Genomic DNA, 14,569 nt, shown 5'->3' with positions numbered 1-14,569 from the left:
CCGCCGACTTCCCTTCGTCGGGAGCGGGTGGTCTCGACTACGACGGGTCGTCACCGTTCCCATATCTGTCGTCTAGCAACTCCTCGTACCTCTGCACTCGGTGTACTGGCCGCCGCCCCTTCGGTGGACTGCCGATAGCCACGATTTTACACGGGTCGTCGTACGGATTATGGAGCATGTGGGGGACACCCTCGTCGAAACGAACGACGTCGTCCGTCGCCGCGTCGAAGGCTCCGTCCTCGACCTCGACTCGACATCGCCCGTTCACGATGTAGAAGAACTCCTCCTGGTCGTCGTGGTAGTGGTACGCGTTCTGCGATAACCGCTCGCCCGGCTCGAGAACGGCGACGTTGAAGTTGTAGTCGTCGAGGCCGAGCTGCGGTGACACCTCCCACCGTCGTCCGGGTTTGTCCGGATTCTCGTTCAATTCGCGAAGTGAACGGTGTTCGTAGTCGTCGCTCATGTGTCTTCGTTCTCGTCAGTCGCGTTCTTCAGTAGGCGGTCGAGGGCACCGTTGGCGTCGAGGTCGTCGATGGCGGCGGCGATTGCGTCCGCTCGTTCGGGGCCGACGGTCGGTTCGGCGCACTCGAAGAACTTCGCGTCGAGACGGTTGTCAGGGACGGGATTGTTGGGGCTTCCCGGCGCGTGTTTCTCGACTGCGACGTACTGCTTGCCGTCGGTCGTCGTCAGGGTCACGCGAGCGCCGTACCCCGCGAAGTTGCCGCCGAAGAGGTTCGGCTCGAACTCCCGATCGACTTTCTCGATCACCTCGCGCGTTCGCGAGTCGGCGACGTACTCGTCCGAGAACTCCTTGACGCCGGCGTCCCGTTCGCGGAGTATCACCGCGAGACAGAACTCGATGGAGAACTTGGCCTGAAGGGCGTCGTCGGGGTTGGCGTGGATGAGCATCTCGGAGGCCGCATCGTCGAGGGCAACTCGCACCGATTCGACATCCTCCGGCGAGAGATCTTCGCGCTCGACCACCTCGCGCGTGGCGTCCATCGCCGCGTGTGTGATCACGCCCGAGGGGTATGGCTTGAAGCCGATGTCGTCGACCGCCCACGTCTCGCCGAGGTCCTCGGTGATCTCCGTCGGGTCGTACTCGCCACCGGGAGTCATCACGCGCCCGTACCCGATATCTCCCTCGAACACCGCGTCATCGGCCGTGAACCCCGCGTCTGCGAGCATCGCCGCGCGCACGCCCATCTGTGCAGCGTGCCCGGCGTGGAGCGGTTTCGTCATCGTTCCAAAATTCTTCTTCAGCGACGAGGAGCAAGAAGCCGCGATTCCGTACGCGTACTCGGTCTCCTCGGAGGTCAGTCCGAGCGCCGACGCCGCGGCGGCGGCCGCGCCGAAGGTCCCGACCGTCCCGGTGCTGTGCCACCCGTTATCGTAGTGGCTCGGATAGGTGGCGTGACCCGTTCGAAACGCTGCCTCGACGCCGACGACGTACGCCGTGAGGACGTCGCGTCCCGTACCCTCTGCCACTTGAACGCTGGCGAGGGCGGCCGGAAACACCGGCGATGTCGGGTGGATGACGATCGACTCGAAGGTGTCGTCGTAGTCGATGGCGTGTCCGAACGCACCGTTCGCGAGCGCCGCGCCGGGGGGACTCGCCGTGCCGTGACCGAGCACGGCCGCGTCGCGTCCCGGGAGGGATCCGTCGACATACGACGAAATTCGGTCGCCGACGCCGTGCTGTGAGCCGTACAGTGCTACGCCGACGTAATCCTGAATCGCTCGTTTCGCCTTCTCGATTACATCTGCGGGAAGGTCGTCGAGGGTCGCCGTCGCCGCAAACTCGGCTAGTATGTGGGTCTCTGCCATGCATGCGAGTATCGTGACTCCGGAACAAAAACCGTACCGACGATTCGTATCTACTATCTGTTGAATTCGGCTCGAATTCTACTGTCGTGCGTCCGCGTCGGTGGGGGACGGACTCGTCGCGAACCCATTCGAGCCGGCTGCCGGATAGAGTCGTTCGACGGACGCCTTCGTCACCAAAATTTATACTGCTCCGACGCATCGGTTCGCTCGATTCCCGTAGAGAGTACGAACGATGAAACGAAACGACCGGGCCATCGTCGGCTTCACGATGCTCGCCCACGCGATGTTCCACACGTACGAGTTGGCGATTCCCATCTTCGTCACTGTCTGGCTCGACGCCTTCGCGACCACGGAGGCCACGCTCGGGATCGTTGTCGGTGCTGGATACGCGCTCATCGGTTTGGGGGCGCTGCCGAGCGGCATCCTCGCAGACGCCTACGGGTCGAAGAGACTCGTTCTCAGTTCAGCAGCAGGGATGGGCGGAGGGTTCCTGCTCTTGAGTCTCGCTCCGAACGTGGCAGTGCTCGGCACGGCGCTGGTTCTGTGGGGGGCGGGAGCGAGCCTTTACCATCCCGCCGGGCTCTCACTGCTCAGTCGTGGCACCGAGAACCGCGGAACCGCTTTCGCCTATCACGGCGTCGCCGGCAACGTCGGAACCGTGGTCGGCCCGCTGGCGGCTGCGGTCCTTCTCACCTACTTCGACTGGCGACTCGTCGCCGGAATGTTCGTCGTGCCAGCGGTGGTCGCCGGAACGATCGCGTTCAGACTCTCTTTCGACGAACGGGCGGCCATCGACGACGCCGAGGTCGCGGCCGACGGCGACCCCGGACAGACGGTTGAGGCGGACGGCGGCCTCGGTTCCCTTCAGGACCTCGTCAGTGACTCTCGCTTACTCTTCACACGGGCGTTCACAGTCGTGTTCGCTATCATCATGCTGTACGGCCTCTACTACCGGGGTATTTTGACGTTCCTCCCGGAGATTCTCGGTGGTCTCCAGATGTTCGAACCGGTATCATTTGCCGGCCGGTCGTTCCAACCCAGTCGATATGTCTACGCGGGCCTTCTGTTCGTCGGGATGTTCGGCCAGTACACGGGTGGGAAAGTGAGCGACCTGGTCGAAACCGAACACGCGCTCGTCGTCACCTTCGGAGCGCTTGTTATCGCCGCGCTGCTTTTCGTCCCGGCGTCGGCGGCCGGCGTTGTGCCGCTGCTCGCGGTATGCGTGCTCCTCGGCTTCTTCGTCTACGTGGCCGCGCCGGTGTATCAAGCCACCATCGCGGACTACGTCACCGCAGACAGCCACGGCCTCTCGTACGGGTTCACCTACTTGGCGATGTTCGGCATCGGAGCGCTGGGCGCGGCGATGGCGGGCACCGTCCTCACCTACGCCGGGTCGGGAGCCCTGTTCGTCACGTTGGCCACGCTCGCGTTACTCGCCGGACTCCTCAGCGTCTATCTCCTCGTCCGCTGATTTACCGCAACTCCCGCGCTATCGGTTCTCGGATATCCTCGTCGACGGGCCTCGGGTTCGTCTTGAGCCGTCGTTCTTGAATCAGCGTGTTTTCTACTATCTCGTCCGCGTCGTCCGGATCTAGGCCGAGGTCGGCGAATGATTCAGGGAGGCCGACGGCATCCCGAATCCGGCCGCACTCCTCAAGCAGCGCATCGGCCGCTTCGTCGGTGTCGTCGTCGCTCCTCGCCACACCGAGTTCCCGCGCGACGTCGGCGTACTCACACTTCCGCACTGGAAGGTTGTAGCGCAGGCCGGCGGTCAGCGAGGCCGCGAGACACTCCCCGTGTGGTCGTCCAGTCATCCCGCCGACGCTACTCGCAAGCGCGTGAACCGCACCCAGTCCCGCGTTGGAGAACGCAGTTCCCGCGAGGTGGGAGCCGAGGTTCATCTCCTGTCTGGCCTCGCGGTTGACGCCGTCGTCGACGACGCGCTCGAACGATCCGTGAACCAACCCGAGGGCCCGCCGAGAGAGCGGGCGCGAGATCGGATTCGAACCCTGGTAGTTGATGGGTCGCGGGTCGACCCGCCGATAGTCGCGCGCGGTCAGCGACTCCAGTGCGTGGACGAACGCGTCGAATCCCGACTGTACGGTTACGTCGCGTGGGAGTTCGTACGTGAGCGCCGGGTCGACGAGCGCGATGTCCGGGCGCAGTAGTTCGTCGCTCATCCCGCGTTTCACCCCGTCGTACGAGACGACCGCCGTTTGGGTCGCTTGGGAGCCGGTCCCGCTCGTCGTCGGAATAGCGACCGAGGGGACGGTCGGCCCAGGGACGCGGTCGACGCCGAGATAGTCTCTGGCCGACCCGCCGTGGGTGAGTAAGCCGGCGACGACCTTGGCCGTGTCCAGACACGACCCGCCTCCGACAGCGACGACGCCGTCGTAATCGTCGTCCGGCAGTTCGTCGAAGTCGTCGACGCTCGGTTCGGTCGTCGCGTGGTAAACTGCGGGCGCAGCGTCGAGACCGGCGAGCGCGGTATCGAGTACACCCGCCGATTCGATGCCCGCGTCCGTCACCACGAGGGGAGCGTCGACGCCTACCTCGTCGAGCATCGCCGGAAGGAGCGTGACGACCCCCTCGCCGAATTCGGTCTCCGGAGTCGCGAACGAGATGCTTCCGACGCCGTCGCTCTCGCATTCCTCGTCCATGCGGGTCACTATCTCATCCCAAGCATAAAGGCGTATCCGGTCCGGGAGCGTCGTCCAGTCGAATACTCGCTTCCAGTGTTGTCGACCGATTCACGACGCGTCGTCGGATTCGACGACGGACTGTCTCTCGAGTTCGGTGATCTCGTCCAGGCAGGTAATGTCGTTTCGACCCCCCCAGGACACCAGTTCGTCGAGAACGCCCTGCTGGGTTCCAGTTTCAACGATTTCGCCGTACACGTCCTGTAATACCTTGAGTACGGCTTTGAACCCGGTCTCGAGGAACAGTTCGGCCTGGTACCTCAGCGCTTCCAACTCGGCGACCGTTAGCATCGGGATTCGACCGCTATCGGTCATGTTCGCGAGCAGAGGGACGTCGATCCGTTCAGCTACATCTTCGAGTTCGGCGACCGATTCCGGCGCCTCGACGAAGAGGACATCCGCGCCCGCATCCAGGTACGCCTCGGAGCGTTCGACGGCCGACTCGAACCCCTCGACCGCTCGTGCGTCGGTTCGGCCAATGAACACGAAATCGTCGTCCGACTGGGCGTCCACGGCAGCTCGGTGTTTGGCCACCATCTCGGCGGTCACCACGACTGCCTTCCTGTCGAAGTGACCGCACTTCTTCGGGAAGATCTGATCCTCGAGGTTGATGCCGGCGACACCCGCGCGATCGAACTTTTCGACCGTCCTGCGGACGTTGATCGGGTTCCCGTAGCCGGTGTCCGCATCCGCGAACACCGGCACGTCGACCACGCCAGCCATCTGGCGAGCGCGGTCGACCATCTCGGTGAGCGTCGTCACCCCTGACGTCCGGATATCCGTGGACTGACGTCGAGACGCTCGACCCCGGCACATAGACCACCTCGGCACCTGCGCGCTCGACGAGTATCTTGCTCACGGCGTCGTACACGCCGGGCGCGACGAGAATCCTTTCACTTTCGATCGATCTTCTGAACCCGGCAGACGAACTCGTCATGTGCTGGAATCCATCCCGAGAACCATAATATTAAGTACGCTCGACTGGTTCCTCAAACTGAATCCGTCAGGAGACATAATCAAAGGGGTCCGAAAGCCGTGCACGAACGAACTCGGTCACTCGCCGTCGCCAGCATCGTCCTACTGCTCTCTGTTCTCGTGTGGTTTAACTACTCGGCACTGCTCCCGCAGATAGTCGATACCTGGTCACTATCGGGAACGCAGGCAGGAATCGTTTTCGCGGCCTTCCAAGCGGGATACGTGGTCGCCATAATCCCCGCAGGACTGATCGCCGACAACTATTCGACCCGACGCGTGGTCGCCGTCGGCGCGACCGGCACTGGGTTGGCGAGCATCGCGTTCGCTGCGCTCGCACACGGCTTCATCGTCGGCGTGTTCTTCCGGTTCGTGGCGGGAGCGTTCATGGCCGGCGTGTACGTCCCTGGGATGCGCTTTCTGAGCGAGTGGTATCCCGAGTCTGATCGCGGACGCGCGCTCGGCGTCTACACCGGCGCGTTCTCGCTCAGTACGGGGCTGTCGTTTCTGGTCTCCTCGTCTGTCGCCGCCGCGCTGGACTGGCGCGTCGCGATCGGTGCAACGAGCGTCGGTGCAGTGGTCGCTGGGCCGCTGATGCTCGCGTTCGCTCGAGACCATCCCGACGCGGCCGTAAGCGACCGCCGATTCGACCGTCGTCTGTTCTCGAACCGGGCGTATCTGTATGCCGTGGGTGTCTACGCCGGCCACACGTGGGAGGTATTCGGAGTTCGCAACTGGATGCCGGCGTTCCTCGTTGCCACGACGGCGGTCGCAGGGACATCCGATCCGACCGTTCTGGCCGGCCTGTTGACCGGCGTAATGATGTCCCTTGGTGGCGTCGGAAACCTCCTAGGCGGGTGGGCCAGCGACTCTGTCGGTCGGATACGGACTGTTCTCACGGTTCTCGGCGCGACTGCGTGCATCAGTGCGGTTATCGGCTTTCTCGACTGGCTGTCGCTTCCCGCGCTGACTGTGCTCTTGCTGGTCTACGGCACCCTATTGACAGCCGACAGTTCGCCTACCTCCACCGTTGTCACGGAAGTGGTGGCGGACGAACACGTCGGCATCGCGCTCGCGGTACAGACGCTCACGGGGTTCAGCGCGACGGTCGTCTCTCCCGTCGTCTTCGGCGTGGTGCTCGACTCCTCCGGGTACGCGTGGGCGTTCATCACCCTCGCGTTCGGGGCGGTCTTCGGCCTCGTCTCGTTGTGGCTGCTTTCACGTCGACTTCGTCGCTCGTCGCATGCCCCGGAGAGACATACGGCGATCGGTGAGTGATGTCGCCGAAGGTATATATGACTCGAACCACCTGTTTAGGTCGACACATGACCCACGTCATCACCTGTCTCGACGGTCTGGACCCCGCGTATCTCTCTGCGACCGAGACGCCCGGTTGGGACCGCATCGCGAATCGAGGAAACGCAGGCGTCTGTGACGGTCTGATTCCGAGTCTCACGAACGTGAACAACGTAGGTATCGTGACGGCTCGGTTCCCCGACCGGAACGGCGTGACGGGAAACACGTACTACGACCCCGAACGTGACGAGCAAGCGTTCATGAACGACCCCTCTCACCTGCAGTGTCGGACTGAACTCCAACGGCGTGCCGAACGAGGCGAGACGGTTGCCGCTCTGGTGGCGAAGGAAAAGCTAGTCGGGATGGTTGGTCGGGGATGTGACGTCGCGGCGAGTGCGGAGAACCCCCCCGATTGGCTCGCGTCGGCCGTCGGCGAACCGCCGGGTATCTACTCGGGAAAGGCAAGCGGCTGGTTGCTCGACGCAGCAGTGTACCTGTTGGACGAGCGCGACCTCGACGTGCTCTACGTGTCGACGACGGACGTAATCCCCCACAAGCATGCCCCGGATGAGAAGGCGGCCGAACGGTGGGTCGGCGAACTCGATGCTGGTGTCGCCGCGCTTTACGAACGAAGCGAAGCGTTCGTCGCCACTGCCGACCACGGTATGAATCGAAAGTCGGTGTGTGTCGACCTCGAAGCAGTCCTCGACCGGGAGGGTCACGACGCCGAAGTCGTTCGACTCATCACGGACGAACACACCTACCATCACCGAAATCTCGGCGGTGCCGCGTACGTCTATCTCCGGGACGGGTCGGCGGATGCACTGGCGTGGCTGAATGACCTCGACGGCGTCGACGACGTGATTTCCGCCGACGAAGCGGCTCGCCGATTCCGACTGCCGGGGGACACCATCGGTGATGCGCTCGTGCTGGGAACCGAGACGTCGGTGTTCGGCCCCGTCGAGGACGGTGTTCGTGGCTCGGTCGACTTGCGGTCTCACGGCTCACACCACGAACGCGGTGTTCCGTACGTCGCCAGCACGGGTGCGACGCTCGAGTACAACATCGAAGCGTTTCCGAGTCTCGACGACGGAGGTGAGGAATAGACGGGGTGACCGAGCCGGTCTAAATGTCGAAAACCTCGAGACCGGTTCGGCCGTCCATTCGGTGCGTAAGCGGCGTCTCACCGAGTGAGACGACGATTTCGAAGGTTCCAGACACTCTGGCTCCGGAACAGTGGCCGCCGAGCGATTCGTAGGTATCCGTCCCGAGCTGGATGTGAGTGTGTATCCTGTCCGGTCCGATATTTCCGAGGAAACTCGTCACTTCGAACTGCCCCGTGAACTCCTCCTCGTTGTATTCCTGCGTTTCGACGTCGTAATGTCCCAGCGTCACCCGGTCGACGGCACCGATTCCGGCGAGAAAGCCGTTGTCGATGTCGTACTCCTCGCGGAGCGTATCGAGGGACTCTAGGACTTCATCGCCCGGGTCGAGGCGAACGACGATTCGGTTCTCTTCGTGTGCGTGTTCCATAGGTACGTTTACCACGACGGTTATCTCCCACTTCGTAGTATCGCTCGTGTGTCGATACGTCGTCGGTCGTCCCAGCGGGTAACCGTCGACGGATTCATTCGAGGTCGGGCCGGGAGAGTTCCGTCTCCTTGGAAGTGACGAACTCTAATAGGACGGTCGTTCCTTCTTCGGTCTTCGACACACCGCGTTCGATGGCGTCGGCAATCTCGTCGGGATTCTCGATGCGCTCACTGTAGGCCCCGAGCGCCTCGGCCACCTGGTCGAAGTCGCCTCCGAACGGCGTCTCGTAGCCCGCCATCTCGTAGTTGTTCAGGAGGATGGAGAGGATGGGGATGTCGTAGCGCACGGCGGTCTCGATGTCGAGTCCCGTCATCCCGATAGCGCCGTCACCCCACACGTTGATGCAGAGCTTGTCCGGGTGAGCCAACTTGGCCCCCATCGTCAATCCGAGACCGTAGCCGAGCTGCGTCGTCTTTCCCCAGCCGATGTAGCCGAGCGGCTCCGAAGATTCCCAGAATGGCGCGAGAAAGTCGCGGGCGTTACCAGCGTCGTGGGTGATGATAGCGTCTTTGGCGTCGACGACCTCGGTGAGTTCGTGGACGACCCGGTACGGATTGATGGGCGTCTCGTCAGATTCCAACTTGGGCCGCCAGTCGGCGAGCCACGCTTCTTTCACTTCCCGGATTTCGTCGACGACGTCGTCGCGCCGACCGCGAGCGCCCTCAAGGCGGCTCTCGGCCTCGTCGACGAGAGCCTCGAGCGTCAGCTTGGCGTCGCCGACGATGGCGTGGTCGCTCTCGACCTCCTTGTCGACGTCCGTCGGGTCGAGCGTCGCGTGGATGACTCGGTTGTCCTCGGGAACAGTGATACCGTAGGCAGTCGTCGAGAAGCTGGTGCCGACGCCGAAGAGCAGGTCACACTGGTCGAGGAAGTGCGCGAGCTGCCCCGGTTCGCTTTTCGACCCCGCCCCGAGCGACAACGGATGGTCTTCGGGGAAGGCGCTCTTGCCATTGAGGCTGGTGGCAACCGGGGCTTCGACGAGTTCTGCGAATTCCCGCAACGGCTCCCAGGCCTCCGCGTAGTGGACGCCCTGTCCGGCGTAGATGACCGGCCGCTCGGCGTCGAGCAGCATGTCGACCGCAGGTGGGATGTCGGTCGGGTCGGGGCCCGTTCTCGATGACTTCGTGGGCGTGTAGTCGATGTCACCGACCTCCTCGGAGAAGACGTCTCTGGGAATCTCGACGAGCGCCGGGCGTGGTCGACCGTTGCGTGCAGCACTGAACGCTCTGCGAACAGTTTCGACGACTGCATCGGGGTCTTTCAACTGTTCGCAGGATTTGGTGACGTGCTGATAGTTGATGAGGGAGTTGAACTTCGGATCGACGTCGGTCTTCGCCCGGTCGTATCCCGCTGGAAACGCGACGATGGGGACCGACTCGGCGTACGCTTGGGCAACGCCGCCGAAGGCGTTCTCCGTCCCGGGACCGTGCTGACATGCGAACACGCCAATCTCGTCGCCCGAAGTCACCCGGCTGACAGCGTCGGCCATGTGTACGCCCGTTCGTTCCTGTCGAACGACTATCGTCTGAATGCCAGCATCCGCGACGGCTCCGGTATCGAATAACGGATTCGATGGAAATCCGAACAGGTAGTCGACACCTTCTGCTACGAGGATTTCCGCAATCGCCTCTGTTACGTCCATGTGAAAGACTCGCGTGGTGGAGTGTTGTAAAGTTTATCGTCATTTTGGTTCGTAGAATTTGTTCGGTCTGGGGACGGCGGCGGCGAAAACATCACTATGTTCCCGTGTGAGTATTAGGTATGTCCGAGCTAGAGCGACTTTACGTACACGAATCGGTGGAGAACGTGATTCCGAAGGAAGCGTTTGTGGACGCGTTCGCGGAACTCGACATCCCCGCCGAACTCGTCGGCGACGGAAGACGGTACGACGAGACGGACGCCGTCGCCACGTACCGGCCGCGTCCCGGGTTTCTCGACGCCGCGTGGGTCCACTGCGTCAGGGCGGGTTACGACGAGTTCGACACCGATACCTACGAAGCTGCGGGCGTCCCCCTGACGAACAGCACCGGTATCCACGGCGCTACTGCTGGTGAACTCGCGGTCACGTACATGCTCTCGTTCGCCCGACTGCATCATATCTATCGCGACCACCAGAACGAAACTCACTGGTACACTCCCGATTACGACCGACCGTTCACCGTGGAGGGTAAGCGTCTCTGCGTGGTCGGTCTGGGAACGATCGGACAAGGCATCGCCGAACGCGCGAACGGCCTCGGGATGGAGGTCGTGGGTGTCCGGCGCTCTGACAAGACCGTTCCCGGCGTCTCGGACCTCTACGAACCCACGGAACTCCACGAAGCCATCGCGGACGCTCGTTTCGTCGCAGTTGCGGTTCCACACACGTCACTGACCGACGGAATGATGAGTACCCCAGAGTTCGAGCGAATGCGGGAGGACGCTTTCCTCATCAACGTCGCCCGCGGCCCGATCGTCGACGAGGACGCGCTCGTCGACGCCCTCGACTCGGGTATCATCGCTGGTGCGGGTCTCGACGTCTTCGAGACCGAACCGCTTCCCGAGGAGTCTCCCCTCTGGGACTTCGAGGAGGTCATCATCTCCCCGCACAAAGCCTCGGCGACCAACCGCTATCACCTCGACATTGCCGAACTCGTCGTCGAGAACGTTCGTCGGTTCCAGACCGGAGAGGACCTCAGGAACCGGGTCGCATAGCGTCGCTCGTATTCGCGGTCTGCGTTCGACCACGTAATCCAGGACGAATTCGTGTTCGTCACCCCCCTCAGTTCGTGACCGCGATGATTCCGACGTTCACGGTGTTGTCACGGCGAAGGATTTACACTGAAGCCGGGTTCATTGAGAACTGATAATACAACTATATGGCAGAGCGTGAACTACCTTCGGAGCCAGGTCCCGCAGGCGACGGCCGAGCGAACTACGATTACAGTGAGGGCGTCGTCGAACGACCAGACCTCGTGGACGACCTCGAACCACTCGTCGACGGCGACGTGAGATTCGACACCTACACGCGCCAACTGTACGCCACGGATGCGAGTGCGTACGAAGTGACGCCCATCGGTGTGGTCTTCCCCGAGTCTGTTGACGACGTAGTTTCGGTCGTGACGTACTGCGCCGAACACGAGATTCCGGTTCTGCCGCGGGGCGGCGGCACGAGCCTCGCTGGGCAGACGGTCAACGAAGCTATCGTGCTCGATTTCACCCGGTACATGACTGACGTGGTGGACGTCCGCCCCGACGACCGCGAAGTGTGCGTCCAGCCAGGGGCGATTCTCGCGGAGGTGAATGAGCGACTGGCGCCCCACGACCTGAAATTCGCACCCGACCCCTCGACGGCGAACCGAAGCGCTATCGGCGGCGCGATCGGCAACAACACCACGGGCGCCCACTCGCTGAAGTACGGCAAGACCGATGCCTACGTCGAAAAGCTCGAAGTCGTGCTCGCCGACGGTACCGTGACGACACTGGGTGAGGTGACGCTTGCGGACCTCCGGGCGGGTGCCGACGCCCGCGGTGACCTCGAAGAACGCCTCTATGCCGAGGTGCTGCGAATCGTCGACGATGAAGTCGAAACTGTCGAGGGAGCCTATCCCAGCCTCAAACGAAACGTCTCGGGCTACAATCTGGACGTATTAGTCGAGGAATCCCGCGAGGGAAGCGTCAATCTCGCACGTCTGATGGTCGGCAGCGAGGGAACCCTCTGTGTCGTAACTGAGGCGACGCTCTCTCTGGAGCCAATTCCGAACACGACCGCTGTCGGTCTGCTCACTTACGACAGCCTCGTCGAAGCGATGGAGGACGTCGGCTCGATTCTCGACCACGACCCCGCGGCCGTCGAGGTGCTGGACGGCGTGCTGGTCGACCTCGCTCACGAACTGGAGGATTTCAGGGACGTGGTGAGCATCCTTCCCGAGCGAACCGACACCTTCCTGCTCGTCGAGTTCTACGCCGACACCGACGAGGCCGCCCACGCGAAGGTCGACGAACTGCTCGACGACCGCGTCGGCGACATCGCGTTCGATGGGCTGCCGGCGCTCTCCGAGGAGCGACAGCAGAAGTTCTGGAAGATGCGGAAAGCGTCGACGCCGATACTCCTCTCGCGAACCACCGACGAAAAGCACATCGCTTTCATCGAGGACATCGCCGTCCCCCCCGAGAATCTCCCTGAATACATCGCGGACTTCCAGGACGTCTTCGACGAACACGACACCCTGGGAAGCTTTTACGCCCACGCCGGCCCCGGCTGTATCCACGTTCGGCCGCTCGTCAACACCAAGACCGTGGGAGGAGTCGAGAAGATGGCGTTGATCGCCGACGCAGCAACGACCCTCGCGGTCGAGTACGGCGGGAGCGTCTCGGGCGAGCACGGCGATGGACGCGCGCGAACGCAGTGGAACGAGAAACTATACGGAGCGGCCGTCTGGAAGCTCTTTCGCGATCTCAAGACCGCGGTCGACCCGGACTGGCTTCTGAATCCGGGGAACGTCTGCGGCGACCATGACCTTACCGAGAACCTCCGATTCGACCCCGACTACGAGTTCGATGCCGGCTTCGAACCCCGTCTCAACTGGGAGAACGACAACGGCTTTCAGGGGATGGTCGAACTCTGTCACGGCTGTGGTGGCTGTCGCGGCGAACAATCGACGACGGGCGGCGTGATGTGTCCAACTTACCGTGCCTCACAGGAGGAGATTCAAACCACGCGCGGACGGGCGAACCTTCTCCGGCAGGCGATGTCGGGTGACCTCGAGGCTGCGACCGCAGCCGAATCGGAAATAGCCACCCCCGGAAACGGAGATGAGGCGCAGTTCGACGTCGAATTCATGCACGAAGTGATGGACGTCTGCATCGGCTGCAAGGGCTGTTCCGTGGACTGTCCGAGCGAAGTCGATATGGCGAAGATGAAGGTCGAAGTCGAACACGAGTACATGAACCGTCACGGCGTGTCACTCCGAGACAGGGCCTTCGCAAACATCGATACGCTATCGAGACTCGGCAGTGCACTGGCTCCGCTCTCCAACTGGGGGCAGAAACTCCCAGGAGCACGTTCGATGCTGGAGAAGACGATAGGGGTTGCCCGAGAGCGTTCGCTGCCCGAATTCCAGCGGACGACGCTCCGAGACTGGTTCCAAGAGCGCGGCGGTGCGAGAGTGTCCGAATCGGACGCCGAACGAAAGGTCGTCCTCTTTTCCGATACCTACACGAACTACAACGATCCGGAGCCGGGGAAAGCCGCCGTGAGAGTTCTCGAAGCTGCCGGCGTCCACGTTATTATATCGAAGGTGACAGGAAGCGGACGCCCACCGTACTCGAAGGGTTTCATCGAGAAGGCTTGGAGTATCGCTCATCGAAACGTCGACACCCTATCGCGCTACGTCGACGACGGCTGGGAAGTTGTCACGGTCGAACCGTCCGACGCGGTGATGGTGCAATCGGACTACCTCGACCTTCTTTCGGGTGGGGACGTCGAGAGAGTCGCTCGGAACACCTTCGGCGTCTGTGAATACCTCGATGCGTTCCGTCTCGACGAGGGCGTACGGTGGAACGCGCCCGCGATGTCGCTCGCTTACCACGGTCACTGCCACCAGAAATCGGTCAAGAAAGACCACCACGCCGTGGGACTCCTTCGTCGCGCAGGCTACGAGGTAGAGCCTGTCGACTCCGGCTGTTGTGGTATGGCCGGAACGTTCGGCTACGAGGCCGAGCACTACTCAATGTCGCAGGCGATCGGACGCATCCTCTTCGAGCAGGTCAACGACAGCGAATGTGACGCCGTGACCGCACCCGGTGCCTCTTGTCGGACCCAACTCGGTGACGAGTACGATGCGAACGTCCCACATCCCGTCGAAAAACTGGCGAACGCGCTCGAATGAGAACACGATTTCCCACTACGGTATCACTCGGTGCGTGTGATTTCGATCGAACCGGCGTCGGAGCCGCGAGTGCCGAACGACGCTGTGATTCGGCACGGAAAATCTGGCCTGTATGTGAATTTTTATCACGATATACGTTGATAGTATCTCCGCACATGGCTACGGGAAAGCACATGCGAGAGTTCGAATGAACCTTCGCTCATCTGTAGAAGTCAGTACTTAGGATCTGCTCGAACCAGTCGTCGGTGTTGAGGATCCAGCCCAAGAAGTTTAGATAGCCCTGTAAGTGGTGTTTTGAGACGCCTCGGAACCTTC

At 62.3% G+C, this 14,569-nt stretch carries 10 protein-coding genes and 2 pseudogenes; 5 read left to right on the top strand and 7 right to left on the bottom strand.

From position 1 onward, the window contains the following. Window positions 1–37: 37 nt before the first annotated feature. Together ACR3FF_RS15605 and ACR3FF_RS15600 are read right to left on the bottom strand one after the other, a co-directional pair. Window positions 38–463: a cupin domain-containing protein gene (locus ACR3FF_RS15605; protein WP_458189013.1), complete on the bottom strand. Its 426-nt coding sequence runs from the start codon at window positions 461–463 to the stop codon at window positions 38–40. Beyond that, window positions 460–1,827, bottom strand: coding sequence for an MmgE/PrpD family protein (locus tag ACR3FF_RS15600; RefSeq protein WP_458189012.1), 1,368 nt, complete (start codon window positions 1,825–1,827; stop codon window positions 460–462). Before ACR3FF_RS15600 ends, ACR3FF_RS15605 begins: the two co-directional genes overlap by 4 nt. A 232-nt stretch (window positions 1,828–2,059) precedes the next feature. Between ACR3FF_RS15600 and ACR3FF_RS15595 the strand changes: the two genes are divergently transcribed. Further along, the gene (locus ACR3FF_RS15595; protein WP_458189011.1) at window positions 2,060–3,298 is read left to right on the top strand and encodes an MFS transporter; all 1,239 of its coding nucleotides are present in this window, start codon (window positions 2,060–2,062) and stop codon (window positions 3,296–3,298) included. A gap of 1 nt (window position 3,299) precedes the next feature. Here ACR3FF_RS15595 and ACR3FF_RS15590 read toward each other — a convergent pair whose 3' ends face one another. Both ACR3FF_RS15590 and ACR3FF_RS15585 read right to left on the bottom strand, forming a co-directional pair. Beyond that, the gene (locus ACR3FF_RS15590) at window positions 3,300–4,487 is read right to left on the bottom strand and encodes an iron-containing alcohol dehydrogenase family protein (protein WP_458189010.1); all 1,188 of its coding nucleotides are present in this window, start codon (window positions 4,485–4,487) and stop codon (window positions 3,300–3,302) included. Window positions 4,488–4,577: 90 nt separating this feature from the next. Then, window positions 4,578–5,288: an isocitrate lyase/PEP mutase family protein gene (locus tag ACR3FF_RS15585; RefSeq protein ID WP_458189009.1), complete on the bottom strand. Its 711-nt coding sequence runs from the start codon at window positions 5,286–5,288 to the stop codon at window positions 4,578–4,580. Window positions 5,289–5,561: 273 nt separating this feature from the next. On the opposite strand from ACR3FF_RS15585, the gene ACR3FF_RS15580 reads away from it, so the two are divergent. Beyond that, the gene (locus tag ACR3FF_RS15580) at window positions 5,562–6,776 is read left to right on the top strand and encodes an MFS transporter (RefSeq protein ID WP_458189008.1); all 1,215 of its coding nucleotides are present in this window, start codon (window positions 5,562–5,564) and stop codon (window positions 6,774–6,776) included. Window positions 6,777–6,823: 47 nt separating this feature from the next. Continuing rightward, window positions 6,824–7,900 carry an alkaline phosphatase family protein gene (locus ACR3FF_RS15575; RefSeq protein WP_458189007.1) on the top strand — a complete coding sequence of 359 codons (1,077 nt, stop codon included), beginning with the start codon at window positions 6,824–6,826 and terminating at the stop codon, window positions 7,898–7,900. Between the two features lie 19 nt (window positions 7,901–7,919). Here the strand turns inward: ACR3FF_RS15575 and ACR3FF_RS15570 are convergent, their stop codons facing one another. After that, the gene (locus tag ACR3FF_RS15570) at window positions 7,920–8,327 is read right to left on the bottom strand and encodes a PPC domain-containing DNA-binding protein (RefSeq protein ID WP_458189035.1); all 408 of its coding nucleotides are present in this window, start codon (window positions 8,325–8,327) and stop codon (window positions 7,920–7,922) included. 94 nt (window positions 8,328–8,421) lie between these two features. Further along, window positions 8,422–10,041: pseudogene (locus tag ACR3FF_RS15565) on the bottom strand (thiamine pyrophosphate-requiring protein); the annotation flags it as partial. A gap of 107 nt (window positions 10,042–10,148) precedes the next feature. Here ACR3FF_RS15565 and ddh point away from each other — a divergent pair. Both ddh and ACR3FF_RS15555 read left to right on the top strand, forming a co-directional pair. Further along, window positions 10,149–11,078, top strand: coding sequence for a D-2-hydroxyacid dehydrogenase (gene ddh, locus ACR3FF_RS15560; RefSeq protein WP_458189006.1), 930 nt, complete (start codon window positions 10,149–10,151; stop codon window positions 11,076–11,078). Between the two features lie 164 nt (window positions 11,079–11,242). Continuing rightward, entirely contained in the window at window positions 11,243–14,254 is a 3,012-nt protein-coding gene (locus ACR3FF_RS15555; protein WP_458189005.1) for an FAD-binding and (Fe-S)-binding domain-containing protein, read from the top strand. Window positions 14,255–14,453: 199 nt separating this feature from the next. Here ACR3FF_RS15555 and ACR3FF_RS15550 read toward each other — a convergent pair. Then, window positions 14,454–14,569: pseudogene (locus ACR3FF_RS15550) on the bottom strand (IS1595-like element ISHti5 family transposase); the annotation flags it as partial.

The organism is Haladaptatus ordinarius (genome assembly GCF_054177595.1).
Note: the sequence above shows the minus strand (reverse complement) of the source record. Positions and strands in the feature narration are given on the sequence as shown.

Excerpts from the sequence above, each read along its gene's own strand:
- ACR3FF_RS15595 (WP_458189011.1), top strand. The coding sequence starts at position 2,060 with ATGAAACGAAACGACCGGGCCATCGTCGGCTTCACGATGCTCGCCCAC.
- ACR3FF_RS15570 (WP_458189035.1), bottom strand. The coding sequence starts at position 8,327 with ATGGAACACGCACACGAAGAGAACCGAATCGTCGTTCGCCTCGACCCG.
- ddh (WP_458189006.1), top strand. The coding sequence starts at position 10,149 with ATGTCCGAGCTAGAGCGACTTTACGTACACGAATCGGTGGAGAACGTG.
- ACR3FF_RS15555 (WP_458189005.1), top strand. The coding sequence starts at position 11,243 with ATGGCAGAGCGTGAACTACCTTCGGAGCCAGGTCCCGCAGGCGACGGC.
- ACR3FF_RS15600 (WP_458189012.1), bottom strand. The coding sequence starts at position 1,827 with ATGGCAGAGACCCACATACTAGCCGAGTTTGCGGCGACGGCGACCCTC.
- ACR3FF_RS15590 (WP_458189010.1), bottom strand. The coding sequence starts at position 4,487 with ATGGACGAGGAATGCGAGAGCGACGGCGTCGGAAGCATCTCGTTCGCG.
- ACR3FF_RS15575 (WP_458189007.1), top strand. The coding sequence starts at position 6,824 with ATGACCCACGTCATCACCTGTCTCGACGGTCTGGACCCCGCGTATCTC.
- ACR3FF_RS15605 (WP_458189013.1), bottom strand. The coding sequence starts at position 463 with ATGAGCGACGACTACGAACACCGTTCACTTCGCGAATTGAACGAGAAT.